Annotated in this window: 18 protein-coding genes and 1 riboswitch; of the genes, 9 read left to right on the top strand and 9 right to left on the bottom strand. The window is 57.2% G+C overall.

Features of this window, described 5'->3' with window-relative positions; translation table 11 throughout:
• The first annotated feature begins 616 nt into the window (after positions 1-616).
• Positions 617-2,638, top strand: a complete 2,022-nt coding sequence (uvrB, locus tag FHW74_RS13120; RefSeq protein WP_183170866.1) for an excinuclease ABC subunit UvrB — start codon at positions 617-619, stop codon at positions 2,636-2,638.
• Between the two features lie 9 nt (positions 2,639-2,647).
• Here the strand turns inward: uvrB and yvcK are convergent, their stop codons facing one another.
• Positions 2,648-3,556 (bottom strand): uridine diphosphate-N-acetylglucosamine-binding protein YvcK, encoded by a 909-nt coding sequence (gene yvcK / locus FHW74_RS13115; RefSeq protein WP_183170865.1) that lies wholly within the window; start codon positions 3,554-3,556, stop codon positions 2,648-2,650.
• Positions 3,557-3,775: 219 nt separating this feature from the next.
• A riboswitch (molybdenum cofactor riboswitch) is annotated at positions 3,776-3,907 on the top strand.
• On the opposite strand from yvcK, the gene moaA reads away from it, so the two are divergent.
• The 6 genes from moaA to FHW74_RS13085 all read left to right on the top strand — a co-directional run bounded on the left by moaA (position 3,895) and on the right by FHW74_RS13085 (position 7,378).
• Positions 3,895-4,884 carry a GTP 3',8-cyclase MoaA gene (gene moaA / locus FHW74_RS13110; RefSeq protein ID WP_183170864.1) on the top strand — a complete coding sequence of 330 codons (990 nt, stop codon included), beginning with the start codon at positions 3,895-3,897 and terminating at the stop codon, positions 4,882-4,884. Its footprint overlaps the riboswitch before it by 13 nt.
• Before the next feature lie 21 nt (positions 4,885-4,905).
• Positions 4,906-5,418: a molybdenum cofactor biosynthesis protein B gene (gene moaB, locus FHW74_RS13105; protein WP_183170863.1), complete on the top strand. Its 513-nt coding sequence runs from the start codon at positions 4,906-4,908 to the stop codon at positions 5,416-5,418.
• Between the two features lie 2 nt (positions 5,419-5,420).
• Positions 5,421-5,903: a cyclic pyranopterin monophosphate synthase MoaC gene (gene moaC, locus FHW74_RS13100; protein ID WP_183170862.1), complete on the top strand. Its 483-nt coding sequence runs from the start codon at positions 5,421-5,423 to the stop codon at positions 5,901-5,903.
• Positions 5,900-6,145: a molybdopterin synthase sulfur carrier subunit gene (moaD, locus tag FHW74_RS13095; protein WP_183170861.1), complete on the top strand. Its 246-nt coding sequence runs from the start codon at positions 5,900-5,902 to the stop codon at positions 6,143-6,145. Before moaC ends, moaD begins: the two co-directional genes overlap by 4 nt.
• 1 nt (position 6,146) lies before the next feature.
• A complete protein-coding gene (gene moaE / locus FHW74_RS13090; RefSeq protein WP_183170860.1) occupies positions 6,147-6,599 on the top strand; it encodes a molybdopterin synthase catalytic subunit MoaE in 453 nt (150 codons plus the stop codon).
• 68 nt (positions 6,600-6,667) lie between these two features.
• A complete protein-coding gene (locus FHW74_RS13085; protein WP_183170859.1) occupies positions 6,668-7,378 on the top strand; it encodes a Bax inhibitor-1/YccA family protein in 711 nt (236 codons plus the stop codon).
• A gap of 59 nt (positions 7,379-7,437) precedes the next feature.
• Here the strand turns inward: FHW74_RS13085 and FHW74_RS13080 are convergent, their stop codons facing one another.
• Genes FHW74_RS13080 through FHW74_RS13070 form a run of 3 tightly spaced genes read right to left on the bottom strand, consistent with a single transcriptional unit; the run spans position 7,438 to position 10,403 of the window.
• Complete coding sequence (locus tag FHW74_RS13080) at positions 7,438-8,403, bottom strand: YbhN family protein (RefSeq protein ID WP_183170858.1); 966 nt, start codon at positions 8,401-8,403, stop codon at positions 7,438-7,440.
• Between the two features lie 9 nt (positions 8,404-8,412).
• Positions 8,413-9,645 carry a cardiolipin synthase ClsB gene (clsB, locus tag FHW74_RS13075; protein ID WP_183170857.1) on the bottom strand — a complete coding sequence of 411 codons (1,233 nt, stop codon included), beginning with the start codon at positions 9,643-9,645 and terminating at the stop codon, positions 8,413-8,415.
• On the bottom strand, positions 9,642-10,403 hold the full coding sequence (locus FHW74_RS13070) for an endonuclease/exonuclease/phosphatase family protein (RefSeq protein ID WP_183170856.1): 762 nt from the start codon (positions 10,401-10,403) through the stop codon (positions 9,642-9,644). The genes clsB and FHW74_RS13070 overlap by 4 nt, the downstream gene beginning before the upstream one ends.
• Positions 10,404-10,533: 130 nt before the next feature.
• Between FHW74_RS13070 and FHW74_RS13065 the strand changes: the two genes are divergently transcribed.
• The gene (locus FHW74_RS13065; protein ID WP_183170855.1) at positions 10,534-10,950 is read left to right on the top strand and encodes a YbhQ family protein; all 417 of its coding nucleotides are present in this window, start codon (positions 10,534-10,536) and stop codon (positions 10,948-10,950) included.
• Here the strand turns inward: FHW74_RS13065 and FHW74_RS13060 are convergent.
• From FHW74_RS13060 to cecR, 5 genes are read right to left on the bottom strand one after another with little or no spacing between them, the layout of a single operon-like run.
• Positions 10,912-12,018, bottom strand: a complete 1,107-nt coding sequence (locus FHW74_RS13060) for an ABC transporter permease (RefSeq protein ID WP_183170854.1) — start codon at positions 12,016-12,018, stop codon at positions 10,912-10,914. The genes FHW74_RS13065 and FHW74_RS13060 overlap by 39 nt on opposite strands.
• A gap of 9 nt (positions 12,019-12,027) precedes the next feature.
• Complete coding sequence (locus FHW74_RS13055) at positions 12,028-13,158, bottom strand: ABC transporter permease (RefSeq protein ID WP_221192338.1); 1,131 nt, start codon at positions 13,156-13,158, stop codon at positions 12,028-12,030.
• Positions 13,155-14,894 (bottom strand): ATP-binding cassette domain-containing protein, encoded by a 1,740-nt coding sequence (locus tag FHW74_RS13050; RefSeq protein WP_183170853.1) that lies wholly within the window; start codon positions 14,892-14,894, stop codon positions 13,155-13,157. Before FHW74_RS13050 ends, FHW74_RS13055 begins: the two co-directional genes overlap by 4 nt.
• Complete coding sequence (hlyD, locus tag FHW74_RS13045) at positions 14,884-15,888, bottom strand: secretion protein HlyD (protein WP_183170852.1); 1,005 nt, start codon at positions 15,886-15,888, stop codon at positions 14,884-14,886. Before hlyD ends, FHW74_RS13050 begins: the two co-directional genes overlap by 11 nt.
• Complete coding sequence (gene cecR / locus FHW74_RS13040; RefSeq protein ID WP_221192337.1) at positions 15,888-16,568, bottom strand: transcriptional regulator CecR; 681 nt, start codon at positions 16,566-16,568, stop codon at positions 15,888-15,890. The genes hlyD and cecR overlap by 1 nt, the downstream gene beginning before the upstream one ends.
• Before the next feature lie 229 nt (positions 16,569-16,797).
• Here cecR and rhlE point away from each other — a divergent pair, with 229 nt between their 5' ends.
• Positions 16,798-18,207 (top strand): ATP-dependent RNA helicase RhlE, encoded by a 1,410-nt coding sequence (gene rhlE, locus FHW74_RS13035; RefSeq protein ID WP_183170851.1) that lies wholly within the window; start codon positions 16,798-16,800, stop codon positions 18,205-18,207.
• Positions 18,208-18,211 lie beyond the last annotated feature (4 nt).

Here is an 18,211-nt window from a genome sequence, read left to right as displayed (position 1 = left end):
CGCAAGCTAGTGCTGCACTTTAACAGTGCTTTAACATTACCCGCTGGTGCAGCGGGGCGCTGCCGAACGGTGCGGTTGCGCAACGACTTTGGCCTGCATGCCAGGTTTGGCAAAACACCACCAAAATTAGCAATAAAAATTTTTTTACCCCGGCGGCGCGCAAAAAACGGGGTTTCGCCTGGGCGGCGGGGCTTCAGGGCTGCAACCACTTATCCACTATTCCTGTGGATAACCTTGTGCATTAGAGTTAGAAAACTGGTGGGAAGCGAGAGAATACGCGGGTTGCGCCTGAATTGACGCGAAAGGCGGCTGCTAAAAATTTAGCTTATTTTCCAATAGATTAGATAAAATCAATGGTTGTCAAAAAAGTGTCATCACCTGCCATAAAACTTTCATTACCTCGCTTGACAAATGTTAAAAAACCGGTTCGTTTGGGGATAACCCCATATAGCCAGTGGAATGCGTGGTTTGCCCTTTTTCAGCGGCTGGCGACGGCTAAATATTTGTCTTAATTCAAGTCTGTTCGATACTGTTTTTTTATCCAGTCTTTTGCGTTGGCAAATTGACCGCGAGGGAGTAAAATTATCCATTCCCCTCGCAACGCGTCAGGTATCCCATGAGCAAACCCTTCAAACTCAATTCCGCCTTTACGCCCTCCGGTGACCAGCCAGAGGCGATCCGCCGTCTGAAAGAGGGGCTTGAGGATGGCCTGGCCCATCAAACACTGCTTGGGGTAACCGGCTCGGGGAAAACGTTCACCGTGGCGAACGTGATTGCCGATTTGCAGCGCCCAACCATGGTGCTGGCACCTAACAAAACCCTGGCGGCGCAGCTGTATGGCGAGATGAAAGAGTTCTTCCCGGATAACGCCGTGGAGTATTTCGTCTCTTACTACGATTATTACCAGCCCGAAGCCTACGTGCCGAGCTCAGATACTTTCATTGAGAAAGACGCCTCGGTGAACGAACACATTGAGCAGATGCGTTTATCCGCCACCAAAGCGCTGTTGGAGCGCCGGGACGTGGTGGTGGTGGCGTCGGTATCGGCCATCTACGGTCTGGGCGACCCGGACCTGTATCTCAAGATGATGCTGCACCTCACTAACGGCATGATCATCGACCAACGCGCCATTCTGCGCCGCCTGGCGGAGTTGCAGTACACCCGCAACGATCAGGCGTTCCAGCGCGGCACCTTCCGGGTGCGCGGCGAAGTGATCGACATCTTCCCGGCGGAATCGGATGACGTGGCGCTGCGCGTGGAGCTGTTCGATGAGGAAGTGGAGCGGTTATCGCTGTTTGACCCGCTCACCGGCCAGGTGGAAGGGGTGATCCCACGCTTTACTATCTATCCGAAAACCCACTATGTCACGCCGCGCGAGCGCATCGTGCAGGCGATGGAAGAGATCAAAGTGGAACTGGCGGATCGCCGTAAGGTGCTGCTGGCGAATAACAAGCTGCTGGAAGAACAGCGCCTGACCCAGCGCACCCAGTTCGATTTAGAGATGATGAACGAGCTGGGCTACTGCTCGGGCATTGAAAACTACTCGCGCTATCTGTCCGGGCGTGGGCCGGGCGAAGCGCCGCCGACCCTGTTTGACTATCTGCCGGCCGACGGGCTGCTGGTGGTCGACGAATCCCACGTGACTATCCCGCAAATCGGCGGGATGTACCGCGGTGACCGGGCGCGTAAAGAAACCCTGGTGGAGTACGGCTTCCGTCTGCCGTCGGCGCTGGACAACCGCCCGATGAAATTTGAAGAGTTCGAAGCGTTGGCCCCGCAGACCATTTACGTATCGGCCACGCCGGGCAACTACGAACTGGAGAAATCCGGTAACGAGATTATTGACCAGGTGGTGCGCCCGACCGGGTTGCTCGATCCGGTTATCGAAGTGCGCCCGGTGGCGACTCAGGTGGACGATCTGCTGTCAGAAATCCGCAAGCGCGCCGCCATCAACGAGCGCGTGCTGGTGACTACCCTGACCAAACGCATGGCGGAAGATCTCACCGAATATCTTGAAGAGCATGGCGAGAAGGTGCGCTATCTGCACTCGGATATCGACACCGTGGAGCGTATGGAAATTATCCGCGACCTGCGTCTGGGCGAGTTTGACGTGCTGGTGGGCATTAACTTACTGCGCGAAGGCCTGGATATGCCGGAAGTCTCGCTGGTGGCGATTCTGGATGCCGATAAAGAGGGCTTCCTGCGTTCCGAGCGGTCGCTTATCCAGACCATTGGCCGCGCGGCGCGTAACGTCAACGGGATGGCGATCCTCTACGGCGATAAAATCACCCCGTCCATGGCCAAAGCCATTGGCGAGACTGAACGTCGTCGCGAGAAGCAGCAACGCTATAACGAAGAGCACGGCATTGTGCCGCAGGGGCTGAACAAGAAGGTGGTGGATATTCTGTCGCTGGGCAGCGGTATCGCCAAAACCCGCACCAAAGGGCGTGGTAAAACGCGCAGCGCCGCCGAGGTGGAAGCGGCAGAACTGGCGCTGACGCCAAAAGCGCTTCAGCAGAAAATCCATCAACTGGAGGCGCAGATGCTGCAACATGCGCAAAATCTGGAGTTCGAAGAAGCGGCGGCCATCCGCGATCAGCTGCACCAGCTGCGCGAACTGTTTATCGCCGCCTCCTGACAGCCCGATTTACCCCATCTTCTGAACCACTTTATCCAGTGCCGCCCGCAGCAAATGTCTGTCGTGGCGGTAAGGGATGTCTTCTGCTTCCAGCGGCTCCTGAATAATCACCTTGTCTGCCAGCCCGGAAACATCGACCTTCGGGCCAACCACCACGGCATCCACCAGCGGTTTACCCACATAGCGCTCCATAATGGCCAGTTTTTCCGGGATCGACAGCTGCGCCGCAGGGACGCTCAGCTCGCGGCCTAAATTGCCGATATAGACTACCGGCGCGGGGGTACGTCTCAGGGCCTGGGCGAGATCCGGCAACAGCAGTAGCGGCATCAAACTGGTATAAAAACTTCCCGGCCCCATCAGGATCAAATCCGCTTCGCCAATCGCCTGTAGCGCCTCGCGGGTCGCTGGCGCGGTGGGGTAGAGCGATAACTGCTGGGGCGGCTCGCGCAACTGATCGATATTCACTTCGCCATACACATCGTGCCCGTCGGCGTCTGTCGCCATTAAATCTACCGGTTGCTCAGACATCGGAATTAAAAACGCGTCCACTTTCAGCAGGTTTCTTATTAAATTAATGGCCTCTAAGGGCCTGACGCTTAAGTGATCCAGTGCCTTTAACATCAGGTTTCCGAGGTTATGGCCGGATAATTCGCCATTACCGCCAAAACGGTACTCAAACATCGCAGAAGCGACGCTGGGTTCGGTTATTAACTGATTTAAACAGTTGCGCATATCACCCCAGGCGATCCCCCCTTCGGAGCGGCGAATACGGCCCGTCGATCCCCCGTTATCGGTCGTGGTCACGATACCGGTCAGGCGTGAGCCCAGGGAGGAGAGCGAGGACATCACGCGTCCTAAACCATGCCCGCCGCCGAGCGCCACCACCCGGTCTAAATCCGCTAAGGTGCGATTACGCATAGATGTTCCTTCATTCTGTTGATAAGCAATACGTTAGCTCAATCCATAAAAAAGACGAACCTTGCGGATTAAAATGATGCATGTCAAAACAAAACCGCGAGTTTTACGTATTCTGTAACCAAATCGCAGAATAACATCGTTATATACAATTTTATACAGCGAAATTGAACATGGCAGGCGCGTTTAATCCACGCTACTATGCCAGTAACCCGCTTCATCATATGAAGCATACACTCAAGCCTCTTTGCCTACGTCGATGATATGGCAATTTGGCCGTGACGAACGTCACCAGGGTGCAGAAAGAAATGCCTGCATCTCCCGTATCTGGAAAGGTGTACATGGTCTCTCAACTTACCGATGCCTTCGCGCGTAAGTTTTTTTACTTACGTTTGTCGATTACCGATGTGTGTAACTTCCGTTGCACCTACTGCCTGCCGGATGGCTACAAGCCTGCCGGGCACACCAATAAAAGCTTTCTGAGCGTCGAAGAAATTCGCCGGGTGGCGCGCGCATTCGCCAACATGGGCACCGAAAAAGTGCGCCTGACCGGCGGCGAGCCGTCGTTGCGTCGCGACTTTACTGACATCATCGCCGCTATCCGCGAAAACGAAAATATTCGCCAGATTGCCGTGACCACTAACGGCTATCGTCTGGCGCGCGACGTCGCTGCCTGGCGCGATGCCGGGTTAACGGCGATTAACGTCAGCGTCGACAGCCTCGACGCCCGCCAGTTTCACGCGATTACCGGCCAGGACAAATTCCATCAGGTAATGGACGGTATCGACGCCGCCTTTGACGCCGGTTTCAGTAAAGTTAAAGTGAATACCGTGCTGATGCGCGACGTCAATCATCATCAGCTCGACACCTTCCTGGACTGGATCCAGCCGCGTCCCATCCAGTTACGCTTTATTGAGCTGATGGAAACCGGCGAAGGCAGCGATCTGTTCAAAAAACACCATATCTCCGGCATGACGCTGCGTGATGAACTGTTAAAGCGTGGCTGGATCCACCAGCTCCGCCAGCGCAGCGACGGCCCGGCCCAGGTGTTCTGCCACCCGGATTATGCGGGCGAAATCGGCCTAATCATGCCCTATGAGAAAGATTTCTGCGCCAGTTGCAACCGGCTGCGGGTCTCTTCGCTGGGCAAACTGCACCTGTGCCTGTTTGGCGAAGGCGGCGTGGATCTGCGCGATTTGCTGGCGGAAGATACACAGCAAGCGGCGCTGGAAGCGCGTATCGCCGAGGCGCTGCATCATAAAAAACAGACGCATTTCCTGCATCAGGGAAATACCGGGATCACCCAGAATCTGTCATACATCGGCGGTTAAGCCGGTCCTCAGGAGAACACTATGAGCCAGGTGAGCGCAGAATTTATTGCGACGCGTATCGCTATTCTTACCGTTTCCAGTCGTCGCGGCGAAGAGGACGACACCTCGGGCCACTATTTACGCGATGCGGCGCATGACGCCGGGCATCACATCGTTGCTAAAGCGATTGTCAGAGAGAACCGCTACGCCATTCGCGCCCAGGTCTCCGCCTGGATTGCCGATGACAACGTACAGGTGGTGCTGATTAACGGCGGTACCGGTTTTACCGACGGCGACCAGGTGCCGGAAGCGCTGCTGCCGCTGTTCGATCGCGAAGTGGAAGGCTATGGCGAACTGTTCCGTATGCTCTCCTTCGAAGAGATTGGCACCGCCATGATGCAGTCCCGCGCGGTGGCGGGGATTGCCAACCGCACCTTGATTTTCGCGATGCCGGGCTCGACGCGCGCCTGCCAGACCGCCTGGGAGCATATCATCTCCGGTCAACTGGATGCCCGTAACCGCCCGTGCAACTTCCACCCCCATTTGAAGAAATAATCATGTCGCAACTCACTCATCTTAACGCCGCAGGCGAAGCCCATATGGTGGACGTCAGCGCCAAAGCGGAAACCGTGCGGGAAGCGCGCGCTGAAGCCTTTGTCACCATGCGTGCCGACACCCTCGCTATGATCGTCGACGGCAGCCATCATAAAGGCGATGTGTTCGCTACGGCGCGTATCGCCGGCATTCAGGCCGCGAAACGCACCTGGGAGCTGATCCCGCTGTGCCATCCGCTGCTGCTCAGCAAAGTGGAAGTGCAACTCGACGCGGAACCGGAACACAACCGGGTGCGCATTGAAGCGGTGTGCCGTCTGAGCGGCAAAACCGGGGTAGAGATGGAGGCGCTGACGGCGGCATCGGTGGCGGCGTTGACCATTTACGATATGTGCAAAGCGGTGCAAAAAGATATGGTGATTGGCCCGGTGCGGCTGCTGGCGAAAAGCGGCGGCAAATCCGGCGATTTCAGCGTGGAGGAGTCATGATTAACGTTCTGTTTTTCGCCCAGGTGCGTGAACTGGTGGGTTGCGACCGGCTGGAAATCGCAGCAGACTTCCCGACGGTGGAATCCCTGCGTCAGCATCTCGAAAGCCGGGGAGGTCGCTGGGAGTTGGCGCTCGAGTCCGGCAAACTGCTGGCGGCGGTGAATCAGACGCTGGTGGCGTTTGATCATCCGCTCAGCGAAGGCGATGAAGTGGCCTTTTTCCCACCGGTCACCGGAGGCTGAGATGCAGGAAACTAAAATTCGCGTAGGTCACGAGGGTTTCAACGTCGGCGAAGAATACCAGTGGCTGGCGGCCTGCGATGAAGATGGCGCGGTAGTGACTTTTACCGGCAAAGTGCGCAATCACAATCTGGGTGACAGCGTGAGCGCGCTGACCCTTGAGCACTACCCCGGCATGACGGAAAAAGCGCTGGCGGAAATCGTCGCAGAAGCCCGTGAACGCTGGCCGCTACAGCGCGTGTCGGTTGTCCATCGCATCGGCGAACTGTGGCCCGGCGATGAAATTGTTTTTGTCGGCGTCACGGGCGCGCATCGCAGCCAGGCCTTTGAGGCGGCGCAATTTATTATGGATTATCTGAAAACGCGCGCGCCGTTCTGGAAGCGCGAAGCCACGCCGGAAGGCGACCGCTGGGTGGAATCCCGCGACAGCGACCATCAGGCGGCGCAGCGCTGGTAAGACGTTATTTCCAGGATCTGTTACCCTTTATCTAAGGTAATTTTTGTCCTTAGCGTAAAGGAGGCATCATGGATAGATTTGAACGTCCCGAACAAACCATCGTTCAACAGACTCGTAGCGGTCTACAAGCCTATATGGCGCAGGTATATGGCTGGATGACCTGCGGTCTGTTACTCACCGCGTTTATCGCCTGGTACGCCGCCAACACCCCGGCGGTGATGATGTTTGTGTTTCAAAGCCAAATCACCTTTTTTGGCTTGATCATCGCCCAGCTCGCGCTGGTATTTATCCTGTCGGGGTTAGTGCATAAAATGAGCGGCGCGCTGGCGACCACGCTATTTATGCTCTATTCGGCGCTCACCGGCCTGACCATGGCGAGTATTTTCCTGGTTTACACCTCCAGCTCCATTGCCAGCACTTTCGTGGTGGCAGGCGGGATGTTCGGCGTGATGAGCCTGTACGGTTACACCACCAAACGCGACCTCAGCGGCTTCGGCAACATGCTGTTTATGGCGCTAATCGGGATTATTATCGCCTCGCTGGTTAACTTCTGGCTGAAGAGTGAAGCGCTGATGTGGGTGGTCACGTACATCGGTGTGATCGTGTTTGTCGGGCTGACGGCGTATGACACCCAGAAGCTGAAAAACATTGGCCAGCAGATCGATGTATCGAACAGGGATAATCTGCGTAAGTACTCGATCCTTGGCGCACTGACGCTGTATCTGGACTTTATTAACCTGTTCCTGATGCTGTTGCGTATCTTCGGCAACCGCCGTTAACTCAATAAAAAACCGCATCGGCGCTCGCCTGATGCGGTTTTTTTTATTCGCTTATTGTGTCAACTGGTCCCCATTTTCCGCTCATTTTTGGCACGTAATTTCTTGGCCCGGCTTTCCAGCAGCACATAGCAAATTAGCGCCAGCAGCAGCGGGATAAAGAAATAGAGCACGCGATAGGCCAGCAGGGCAGCGATGATTTTCCCCTGGCTGGTGTGTTCGCCCGCCAGCAGCGCGATAAATACCGCTTCCAGCACGCCAATTCCCGCCGGGATATGGACGATTGCCCCGGCGATACTGCTTACCAGCAGCACGCCCAGCACGAAGAAGTAATTCACGTCCTGGCCGAGCAGGATCCAGATAATCGCGCCCATCGCCATCCAGTTCAGGCTGGAGACACCCATTTGCATCAACGCGAAACGCCAGCCGGGCAGCACCAGTTTCTGGCCTTTAATGGTGATATGACGGCGTTTAGCGAAAGCGCAGGCCCACAGGTACACCGCGCTCAGCACCAGTAATACCGCGCCAATAATGCGCAGGGTGCCGTCTTCGATATACCAGTGCGACGGCAGTTCCACCACGCCGATGCTGAAAATCACCCCGCCCAGCAGCACATAGCCCAGCCAGTTGGTGGTAATGCTCAGGGAAAAGATGCGCGTGATGGTGGCGCTGGGCAGCCCCAGCCGGGAGTAGAGCCGGTAACGCATCCCGATGCCGCCCACCCAGGTACTGAGCGTCAGGTTAAAGGCGTAGCAGATAAACGACACCAGCATCACCTGGCGCTTCGCCAGCTTATGGCCGCAGTAGAAGCGCCCGAGCAGATCGTAGCAGCCGTAAACCAGATAGCTGACAACCACCAACCCCAGCGCGGCGAGCAGCGCCGTATGGTTATAGTTGCGGATAACTTTCCAGACTTCCTCCCAGTCAACATTCCGCGCGTAAATGACCAGCAGTACCGCCACCGCAATAAAGAAGACCCAGGTGAGGATTTTTTTGGCTTTACGCCACTTCGGATGAGATTTCGCCATGTCGTTTCCTCACGCCTTATCCGTGGTTTCAACCCGATCCTGGGTTTCAATTTCGGGCTGCACGGGCGGCTTTACCTGGGAAAGCCTTGGAGTATGCGCGGGCAACCAGCCCACCAGCGCAGGGAAGTGACGCAGGAAGTGGAACGCCAGTACGCTTTTGGTCAGGTTCCACCAGGTGCGTTTCGGCACCATGGTTTCATCCACCTGGCGGCACTCTTCGGTGATCAGCCGGGTGAGGTTTTCATACAGTTTCTGGTTGAAGTTGCGGTCATGGATCAGCACATTGGCTTCCAGATTCAGCGACAGACTGAGCGGGTCGAGGTTACTGGAGCCCACCGTCGCCCAGTGATCGTCCATCACCGCCACTTTGCCGTGCAGCGGGCGCGTCAGGTATTCATACACCTCCACGCCGCCTTTCAGCAGATAGTTGTACAGGAGCCGCGCGCCAACGCGCACAATAGGCATATCCGGCTCGCCCTGCACAATCAAACGCACTTTAACGCCGCGCCGCGCCGCATTGCGCATCGCATGCAGCAGCCGGTAGCCGGGGAAAAAGTAGGCGTTGGCGATAATCACCTCCTGGCGCGCATTGGCCAGCATTTTCAGATAGTGACGTTCGATATCATCGCGGTGCTCTTCGTTATCGCGCCAGATAAACAGCACCTGGGCTTCACCTGGCGTGGCGTTCTCGCTGGCTTTGGTGCGCCGACGCCACCAGCGGCGCGGGGCTTCGTTTTCCGGCAGATTGGACAGCACAAACTGGCGGATATCTTCCACCACCGGCCCCTCGATACGCACCGAATAGTCCTGCTTGGCTTCCGGGCCGTAATCGATCATATGTTCGGCGGAGTAATTGATCCCGCCGACAAAAGCGATGCGATCGTCGATCAGCACGATCTTGCGGTGCATCCGGCGGAACAGGTTGGTACGCATACCGAAAATTTTCGGGCGCGGATCGTAATAGCGGAAAATCACCCCTGCGGTGGTCAGCTCATTAACAAACTCATCGCTGAGATCCGGCGAACCGTAACCATCAAGCAGCACTTCCACGCTGACGCCGCGCTTTGCCGCCGCCAGCACCGCCTTGTGCAGTTGGCGGCCCACGTTATCCTCAAACCAGATAAAGGTTTCGACATAAACTTTATGCTGCGCCTCTTCAATGGCGCTAAACACGGCGGGGAAAAACATATCGCCGTTTTCCAGTAATTCGATCTGATTGCCATCGCGCCAGTTGGTTTTCATAAATGGATCTCCACTGCCAAAGGGGCATGATCGGAAAGGTGTCGCCATTCACGCAGCGGCAGCGCCGTCGGGCTGCTGGCCGACGCATTTTTTACATAAATGCGGTCGAGACGCAGCAAAGGCAGTACCGCCGGAAATGTTCGCGCCGGGCGTCCCCTGGCGCGGGTAAACACCTCATCAAGCCCGGCTTTTGTTTTAAGTATGTGGTTGGCTTTTTGTCGCCAGTCGTTGAAATCACCCGCCACGACGATAGGTTCGCCGTCCGGCAGGGTGCTGATCAAATCACACAGCATTTGTAACTGGTCATGGCGATGCGCCTCCTGCAAACCCAGATGAACGCAAATCACGTGCAGCGTTTTATTCACTTGCGTGAGGTTGATCCGGCAGTGCAGCAGGCCGCGCTTTTCATGACCATTGTGCGAAACATCGAGATTTTCATACTCGGTGATGGGAAAGCGCGACAGCACTGCGTTGCCGTGATGCCCTTCGGGATAGACCGCGTTGCGCCCGTAGGCGTAGTCGCTCCACATGGTGTCGGCAATAAATTCGTAATGCGTGGTATCCGGCCAGTTTTCGAAGTGCAGCGGATGCACCTCATGGGCGCCCATCACCTCCTGAAGACAGACGATATCGGCAGAAACGGTGCGCACGGCATCGCGCAGCTCCGGCAAAATAAAGCGCCGATTCAACGCGGTAAAACCTTTGTGTGTATTGATTGTGAGCAGTTTGAATGAAAATGCAGCAGTCTTACTGGCCATGTTCCCCCTGCCTGTGTTTTTCCAATGAAAATAAAGTGTAGTCTTAGTCACAAAAAGGTGCGGGGTTACGGAATTTTCCGTAAAGTGCGGTACTCTCAGTTACAGCGAGAAATTCCGAAGGAGAGAATTCATGAAGTGGCAACAACGTATTCGTGTTGCAACCGGCCTGAGCTGCTGGCAGATCGTGCTGCATTTGGCCGTTATCGCGCTCCTGGTGATGGGATGGATGAGTGGCGCGCTGGTGAAGGTGGGCATCGGCTTATGCCTGTTATACGGCGCAACGGTGCTGATGATGTTCGCCCTGCAACGCGTCCATGAAGGGCGGCTGCGTGAACTGGGCGACTTCCTCGAAGAGCTCACCACCACCTGGTATTTTGGCAATGCTATTATCGCGCTGTGGTTGCTGTCGCGCATTGTGCACAACAACCTGATCCTGGCGGTTGCCGGGCTCGCTATTCTCGCAGGCCCGGCCTTAGTGTCGCTGCTGGCGAAAGAGCGCAAACCGCGTTTAGGCAATCTTGCGTCTAAACATAGCGTACGCCGCTGACCCTGTTGTGGCCGCTATCACCAGTAGCGGCCACAAACTTCCCCAGACAATATCGAAGCTGGCATCCTTTAAATAAATCTGCTTGGTGATATCGGTGAAATGCCGAATCGGATTCACCCAGGTCAGGTTTTGCAGCCACACCGGCATGTTCTCCACCGGCGACACATACCCCGATAGCAGTATCGCGGGCATCATAAACACGAACACGCCGATAAACGCCTGTTGCTGCGTTGAGCAGAGCGAGGAAATCAGCAATCCAAATCCGACCAGCGACAGGCCGTAAATCAGCATGGTGAAGTAGAACAGGCTGAGCGAGCCGGAAAACGGAATGTCGTAGCCCCAAATCCCCACCCCCAACACGATGCTGGCCTGAAAGGTGGCCACAATCAGCGCCGGCACCGCTTTACCGACAAATATCTGCCAGGTTGCCAGCGGCGACACTAACAGCTGATCCAGCGTGCCCTGTTCCCGCTCGCGCGCTACCGACAGCGAGGTCACGATCATCACGCCGATGGTAGTGATCATGGCGATCAGCGACGGCACTACGAACCACTTGTAATCCAGGTTCGGGTTATACCAGTTACGCACCACCAGCTCGCTGTTGTTGGGCTTAGGTTTGCCGTCCAGTAAATCCTGTTGGTACTCCTTCACAATCTGCTGGATATAGTTAGCGGCAATCTGGGCGCTGTTGGAGTTACGCCCGTCAAGAATCAGTTGCAGCGGCGCGGTTTCGAAGGTGTCCAGCTTGCGCGAGAAATCCGCCGAGAAGCGGATCAGCAGCAGTACCTTTTGGGTATCGATGGTGGGGCGGATCTCCGCCGAGCTCTTCAGCAGAGTGATATGGCTGAACGCGGTGGCCTTAGCGAAGCGCTGGGTCAGCTCCACCGAGTGTTTGCCGTTATCCTCGTTATAAATGGCGATGCTGGCGTTGGTTACTTCCAGGGTGGCGGCGAACGGGAACAGCAGCACCTGGATAACCACCGGTAAAATCAGGATGGCGCGGGTTTGCGGTTCGCGCAGTAGCGACTGTAGCTCTTTGCGGATTAGCGTCCAGAGACGGTTTAACATGGTTTCTCCCTAATCCAGCCGACGTTTGGTTTTCAGCCACGTCAGGCCGATAAACATCACGGCGGAAGCAATCAAAAACAGCACGTTAACGATCAGCACCGCCGGGATGGTGCCCGCCAGGAACAGGCTTTGCAGGGTGGTGACGAAATAGCGCGCCGGAATAATGTAAGTCACCGCGCGGATCACCGCCGGCATACTGTCAATCTGGAAGATAAATCCCGACAGCATTACCGACGGCAGAAACGCGGCGTTGAGCGCCACCTGGGCGGCGTTAAACTGGTTGCGGGTGATAGTGGAGATCAAAAGCCCCATGCCGAGGGTGCTGAGCAAAAACAGGCTGGTGATAAAAAACAGCAGCCACAGCGAACCGCGGTACGGCACGCCGAGAATAAACACCGACACCAGCATACACAGCAGCATCGCCAGCATCCCCAGGAAGTAATAGGGGATTAACTTGCACAGCAGCAGCTCGCTGCGCGTCACTTCGGTGGAGAGCAGCGCTTCCATGGTGCCGCGCTCCCATTCACGGGCCACCACCAGCGAGGTCAAAATCGCGCCGATCACCGTCATGATAATGGTCACCGCGCCGGGGATAATAAAGTGCTGGCTGATGGCGGCGGGGTTAAACCAGTAGCGCGTCTGCACGTCGATTAGCGGCTCGAAGCTTTCGCCGTTATCCTCCGCGCGCTGCATCTGCCAGATTTGCCAGATGCCTTCGATATACCCCTGTACGAAGTTGGCGGTGTTGGGTTCGCTGCCGTCAGTGATCACCTGAACCGGCGCAGTGTCGCCGCTGCGCGCCATCCGCTGGTCGAAATCCACCGGGATCACCACGATGCCGCGCACTTTCCCGGCCTGCATCCGCTGGATTAAATCCTGCCGGTTGGTGCTGATTTTCGGGTCGATAAACGGCGAGGCGCTGATGGTATGGGCAAAATCCAGCGCGTCGGCGCTCTGCTGCTCCAGCAAAATCCCTACCCGCAGGCGGCTGGAATCCAGGTTGATGCCGTAGCCGAAGATAAACAGCAGCAGCAGGGGGATCACCACGGCAATCAGCCAACTGCTGGGGTCGCGAATAATCTGCCGCGTCTCTTTGACGCACAGCGCCCGCACGCGCCGCCAGGAGAGGTGCGTACTCATGATTCATGCTCCTTATCCCATTGCTGGATCAGCGTGATAAACGCATGCTCCATGGTGGGGTCCGGGTTGTCATCGTCGGCGGTTTTTTGCTTCAGATCGTCCGGCGTGCCGCTGGCGATCAGCTTGCCGCGATACACCAGCCCGATACGGTCACAGTATTCGGCCTCATCCATAAAGTGGGTGGTGACCATCACCGTTACGCCTTTTTCCACCATGCTGTTGATATGCAGCCAGAATTCGCGTCGGGTCAGCGGGTCGACGCCGGACGTCGGTTCATCGAGGAACAAAATATCCGGCTCGTGCATTAACGCGCAGGCCAGCGCCAGCCGCTGCTTATAGCCCAGCGGCAGGGAATCGGTGGGCTGATTGAATATGGCCTTAAGGTTGAACGCCTCGCTCATGCGGTTGATTTTGTCGTTCTGCGCATTGCCGCGCAGCCCGTAAACGCCGGAGAAAAAGCGCAGGTTCTGCTCCACCGTCAAGTTGCCGTACAGCGAAAACTTCTGGGCCATATAGCCCAGATGCTGGCGCGCTTTGCCGGAGCCGGTTTTTAAATCCATATCCAGCACCAGCGCTTTACCGGAGGTCGGCACCAGCAGGCCGCACATCATTTTAAAGGTGGTGGATTTCCCTGCGCCGTTCGGGCCAAGCAGGCCGAAAATCTCCCCGCGCTGCACGGTAAAGTTCACATCGTCAGTGGCGGCGAAATCGCCAAATTTTTTGGTAAGTGACCGCGCTTCAATCACCGTTTCGCCGGGCGTGCCCTCTACGGTATGCAGGATCGCGCCCAGCGGCGATTCGTTGGTCGAGGCCCCGCCCAGCAGGTCGATAAAGGCATCTTCAAAGCGCGGCGCGGTTTCGTTAACCTCGATATCCGCCAGTTCCTGCTGTTGGCGCAGCGTTTCAACGCTGGCGTCTTTTTTGAGGATCAGGCGCACCGAACGGCCCTGAATCATCCCGTCGCTGACGGCCTGAGTTTTCAGCGCCTTTTGCAATAGCTGGCGGTTATTCAGCGACGGACTGGTCGCCAGTACGCTGCGCCCGGCCATTTGCTGGGTCAGCGCTTTGGGTTCGCCCTGATACAACAGTTCGCCTTCGTTCATTAATAACACTTCGCGGCACTGCTCGGCTTCATCCAGATAGGAGGTGCTCCAGAGGATCAACATCCCTTCGCCCGCCAGTTCGTGAACCATTTGCCACAGCTCGCGGCGAGAAATCGGGTCAACGCCGACGCCGGGTTCATCCAGCAACAGGACCTTCGGCTGGCCGACCAGGGTGCAGGCGAGGCCGAGCTTCTGTTTCATCCCCCCGGAGAGTTTCCCCGCCAGGCGATCGGTAAACGGCCCGAGGGCGGTGAATTCCAGCAGCCGCGCAAAGGTGCTGCGGCGTGTTTCCCCGGTGACGCTGCGCAAATCGGCGTAGAGGTTAAGGTTCTCCATCACGGTGAGATCTTCGTACAGGCCGAATTTTTGCGGCATATAGCCTAAGATGGCGTGCAGCGCCCGGTCATCATTCACCGGATCGAGACCATTAACCCGCGCCGCGCCGTCATCCGGGCGCAGCAATCCCGCCAGCATACGCATCAGGGTGGTTTTGCCCGCGCCGTCCGGCCCCACCAGGCCGGTTACCGCGCCCGCGCGGATTTCGCTATGCAGGCTGGCGACCGCCGGTTTATCCATGCCGGGGAAGCGTTTCATCAGCCCATCCAGGCGGATGATACCTTCCTCAGCGCTCATTGCTCGCCTCGTTATCGAACTGGACGGTGACCGGCATGCCCTGGCGCAGCGAAGCATCGGCATCAGTAACGATAATCCGCAAGCGATACACCAGGTCGGTACGCAGGTCCGGGGTTTCCACGGTTTTTGGGGTAAATTCCGCGGTAGGCGACACAAAGCCAATCTGCCCTTTATAAGGCCGATCCGGGCGGCCATCGGTATACAGCAGCACCTGCTGCCCCGGCTTCGCTTCACCGAGGTGGCTCTCATCAATATAGGCACGCACCCATACCGGATGGGTCAGGGACAGGGTAAACACGGTGCCGCCTGCGTTCAGCATGGTGCCTGGCTCCACGGCGCGGGTCAGAATAGTGCCGTCAGAGGGCGCCAGCAGGGTGGTATCCTGCAAATCGAGCGTCGACTGCGCCAACTGCGCCTGCGCCTGTTCCAGCGCGGCCTTCGCCTGGGCGATCTCCTGCGGACGGTTCCCGGCTTTGAACTGGCTGAGTTTATCCTGGGCGGCCTTCAGGTTCGCCACCGCCTGATCCCGGGACGAACGGGCGTTTTCCAGGTCGTTAGCGGAGATGGTGCGGCTTTTCCACAGCCCCTGCTGGCGGCTATAGAAGTTCTGCGCGTAGTCGGCGGCGGCCTGGGATTGTTTCACGGCCGCCGCGGCCTGGGCGATCTCTTCGGAACGATAGCCGTCCATCACTAAATCATATTTGGCCTCTGCCGCCGCCACGTTGGCTTCGGCCTGGCGCAGCGCGTTCTCGTAAGGCGCTTTATCAATCAGCCCCAGCGTCGCGCCCGCTTTAACCGCATCGCCTTCATCGACATTCAGGCTGGCAAGACGCCCGCCGACGCGAAAACTTAAATTCACGGTACGGATATCGACGTTACCGTACAGGGTCAGCGTCTGGTCCTGACGGCTCTGATACCACTTCCAGCCGCCGAAACAGGCCGCCAGCACCAGCACGACGATAACCACCAGCAGTACCGGTTTTTTATTCTTCATTAATCGCCACTCCTTACAGATAAGCCTTGCAAAATAAAATCGATATGGCTGGAAACCACCTGATGAATGCACTCGCTTTTTTGCGCATCGAAGGCTGTCCAGCCGGTGCGCACCAGAATGGTTTCCCGTCCCAGACGGAAGGCGAGGATTTCGCCGATCAGCGCATGGGTATGCAAAATGGTGGTGACATCCCCCGGATCGCGACCGGTGTAACGGGCAACCAGATGGGTGAGATGGGTGTGCAGCGGTTCGATCACCTTGTCATGGATCAACTGATAAGCCGGAGTGGGGGAGAGCTGTTCGCGGGAAATAAATTTGCTCAGGTTCAGCGTCTCATCGGCGGTCATCAGCGTGACCATATGGCGGCTGGCATCGTCGATCAGACGGCGGATCTCGGCTTTATCGGGCTGCGGCTGGGCTAAGATTAACTGGGCGGCCTCGGCATGGGCCTGAAACTGGCTACCGATAAAATCCGCCAGCGCCTGGGCGCAGGCCAGGTACAAATCCTCTTTTGAGCCAAAATAGTAAGTAATAGCGGCGATGTTTTGCCCGGCGGCGGCCGCGATGTCGCGGGTCGTGGCGTGCAAACCGTATTCACCGAACTGCGCCGTGGCGGCCTGGATCAACTGGTTTTTGGCGTGTTCGCCCCGGCTGGTCAACGGACTGGTGATGTTAATCATCACGGTCACCCTAAAAGTTAATCAATCGATTGATTGACTTTAGGGTCAAATTTTGAGCTTGTCCAGTGGATGCATGAAAATGAAATGGGCGGCAGGGCGACAATTTATGCGCCACGTCACAAAAACTGCTACACTCCGCCCCCTTATGACATTGTGGTTTTGTCCCTGATTAGTGATAACTCCCCCTGAAACTACACCTTAATCGGGTCGGGGCGAGTCTGGAGTTGTTATGTCTTTTGATTCGCTTGGTTTGAACCCTGATATTTTACGCGCCGTGACCGAACAGGGTTACAACGAACCTACCCCGATTCAACGCCAGGCTATCCCTGTAGTTCTGCAGGGGCGCGACCTGATGGCCAGCGCGCAAACCGGCACCGGCAAGACGGCGGGTTTTACCCTGCCGTTGCTGCAACTGCTGACCGATAAACCGCATCAGGCCAAAGGCAACCGCCCGGTGCGCGCGCTGATCCTCACCCCGACCCGCGAACTGGCGGCGCAGGTGGGCGAGAACGTTCGCGAATACAGTAAATACCTCAATATCCGTTCGCTGGTGGTGTTTGGCGGCGTGAGCATCAATCCGCAGATGATGAAACTGCGCGGCGGTGTGGACGTGCTGATTGCCACCCCAGGCCGTCTGCTCGATCTGGAGCATCAGAACGCCGTTAAGCTCGATAAAGTCGAGATTCTGGTGCTGGACGAAGCGGACCGTATGCTCGACATGGGCTTTATCCACGATATCCGCCGCGTGCTGGCGAAGCTGCCGCCGCGCCGCCAGAACCTGCTGTTCTCGGCGACCTTCTCTGACGACATCAAATCGCTGGCGGAAAAACTGCTGCATAACCCGGCGGAAGTGGAAGTGGCGCGCCGCAATACCGCATCCGAGCAGATCACCCAGTACGTGCACTTTGTGGATAAAAAGCGCAAGCGCGAACTGCTGTCGCTGATGATTGGCAAAGAAAACTGGCAGCAGGTGCTGGTGTTTACCCGCACCAAGCACGGGGCTAACCATCTGGCGGAGCAACTCAACAAAGACGGCATCCGCAGCGCCGCCATCCACGGCAACAAAAGCCAGGGCGCGCGCACCCGTGCGTTAGCCGATTTTAAATCCGGCGATCTGCGCGTGCTGGTGGCGACCGATATCGCCGCGCGCGGTCTGGATATCGAAGAGCTGCCGCACGTGGTGAACTATGAACTGCCGAACGTGCCGGAAGATTACGTACACCGCATTGGCCGTACTGGCCGCGCCGCCGCAACCGGCCAGGCGCTGTCGCTGGTGTGCGTGGACGAGCATAAGCTGCTGCGCGACATCGAGCGTTTGCTCAAGCGCGAAGTACCGCGCATGGTGATCCCGGGTTTTGAGCCGGACCCGACTATTCCGGCAGAGCCGATCCAGAACGGTCGAGACAGCCGCGGCGGCGGCCGTGGACGCGGCCAGGCCCCGCGCGGTGGCCAGTCCTCCGGTCGCGGTCAGCCGCAGGGCCAGCGCCGTAGCGAAGGCGGCGCGCCGAAGGGCGAGCGTCGTGGCGGCGGCGATGCCGCAAAAGGCGAAAAACCGTCACGCCGTCTCGGCGATGCGGCAAAACCCGCAGGCGACCGCCCGCGTCGTCCGCGCCCGAGAAAACCGGCCAGCGCGCAGTAACATC

This window comes from Atlantibacter sp. RC6 (assembly GCF_014193285.1).
Taxonomy (GTDB): Bacteria; Pseudomonadota; Gammaproteobacteria; order Enterobacterales; family Enterobacteriaceae; genus Atlantibacter.
Note: the sequence above shows the minus strand (reverse complement) of the source record. Positions and strands in the feature narration are given on the sequence as shown.

Bases quoted from the DNA above. Each gene is read 5' to 3' on its own strand.
- hlyD (WP_183170852.1), bottom strand. From the start codon at position 15,888: ATGAAGAATAAAAAACCGGTACTGCTGGTGGTTATCGTCGTGCTGGTG.
- FHW74_RS13050 (WP_183170853.1), bottom strand. From the start codon at position 14,894: ATGAGCGCTGAGGAAGGTATCATCCGCCTGGATGGGCTGATGAAACGC.
- uvrB (WP_183170866.1), top strand. From the start codon at position 617: ATGAGCAAACCCTTCAAACTCAATTCCGCCTTTACGCCCTCCGGTGAC.
- FHW74_RS13055 (WP_221192338.1), bottom strand. From the start codon at position 13,158: ATGAGTACGCACCTCTCCTGGCGGCGCGTGCGGGCGCTGTGCGTCAAA.
- yvcK (WP_183170865.1), bottom strand. From the start codon at position 3,556: ATGCGTAATCGCACCTTAGCGGATTTAGACCGGGTGGTGGCGCTCGGC.
- cecR (WP_221192337.1), bottom strand. From the start codon at position 16,568: ATGATTAACATCACCAGTCCGTTGACCAGCCGGGGCGAACACGCCAAA.
- moaB (WP_183170863.1), top strand. From the start codon at position 4,906: ATGAGCCAGGTGAGCGCAGAATTTATTGCGACGCGTATCGCTATTCTT.
- FHW74_RS13085 (WP_183170859.1), top strand. From the start codon at position 6,668: ATGGATAGATTTGAACGTCCCGAACAAACCATCGTTCAACAGACTCGT.
- FHW74_RS13065 (WP_183170855.1), top strand. From the start codon at position 10,534: ATGAAGTGGCAACAACGTATTCGTGTTGCAACCGGCCTGAGCTGCTGG.
- moaE (WP_183170860.1), top strand. From the start codon at position 6,147: ATGCAGGAAACTAAAATTCGCGTAGGTCACGAGGGTTTCAACGTCGGC.
- FHW74_RS13080 (WP_183170858.1), bottom strand. From the start codon at position 8,403: ATGGCGAAATCTCATCCGAAGTGGCGTAAAGCCAAAAAAATCCTCACC.
- rhlE (WP_183170851.1), top strand. From the start codon at position 16,798: ATGTCTTTTGATTCGCTTGGTTTGAACCCTGATATTTTACGCGCCGTG.
- FHW74_RS13070 (WP_183170856.1), bottom strand. From the start codon at position 10,403: ATGGCCAGTAAGACTGCTGCATTTTCATTCAAACTGCTCACAATCAAT.
- FHW74_RS13060 (WP_183170854.1), bottom strand. From the start codon at position 12,018: ATGTTAAACCGTCTCTGGACGCTAATCCGCAAAGAGCTACAGTCGCTA.
- moaC (WP_183170862.1), top strand. From the start codon at position 5,421: ATGTCGCAACTCACTCATCTTAACGCCGCAGGCGAAGCCCATATGGTG.
- clsB (WP_183170857.1), bottom strand. From the start codon at position 9,645: ATGAAAACCAACTGGCGCGATGGCAATCAGATCGAATTACTGGAAAAC.
- moaA (WP_183170864.1), top strand. From the start codon at position 3,895: ATGGTCTCTCAACTTACCGATGCCTTCGCGCGTAAGTTTTTTTACTTA.
- moaD (WP_183170861.1), top strand. From the start codon at position 5,900: ATGATTAACGTTCTGTTTTTCGCCCAGGTGCGTGAACTGGTGGGTTGC.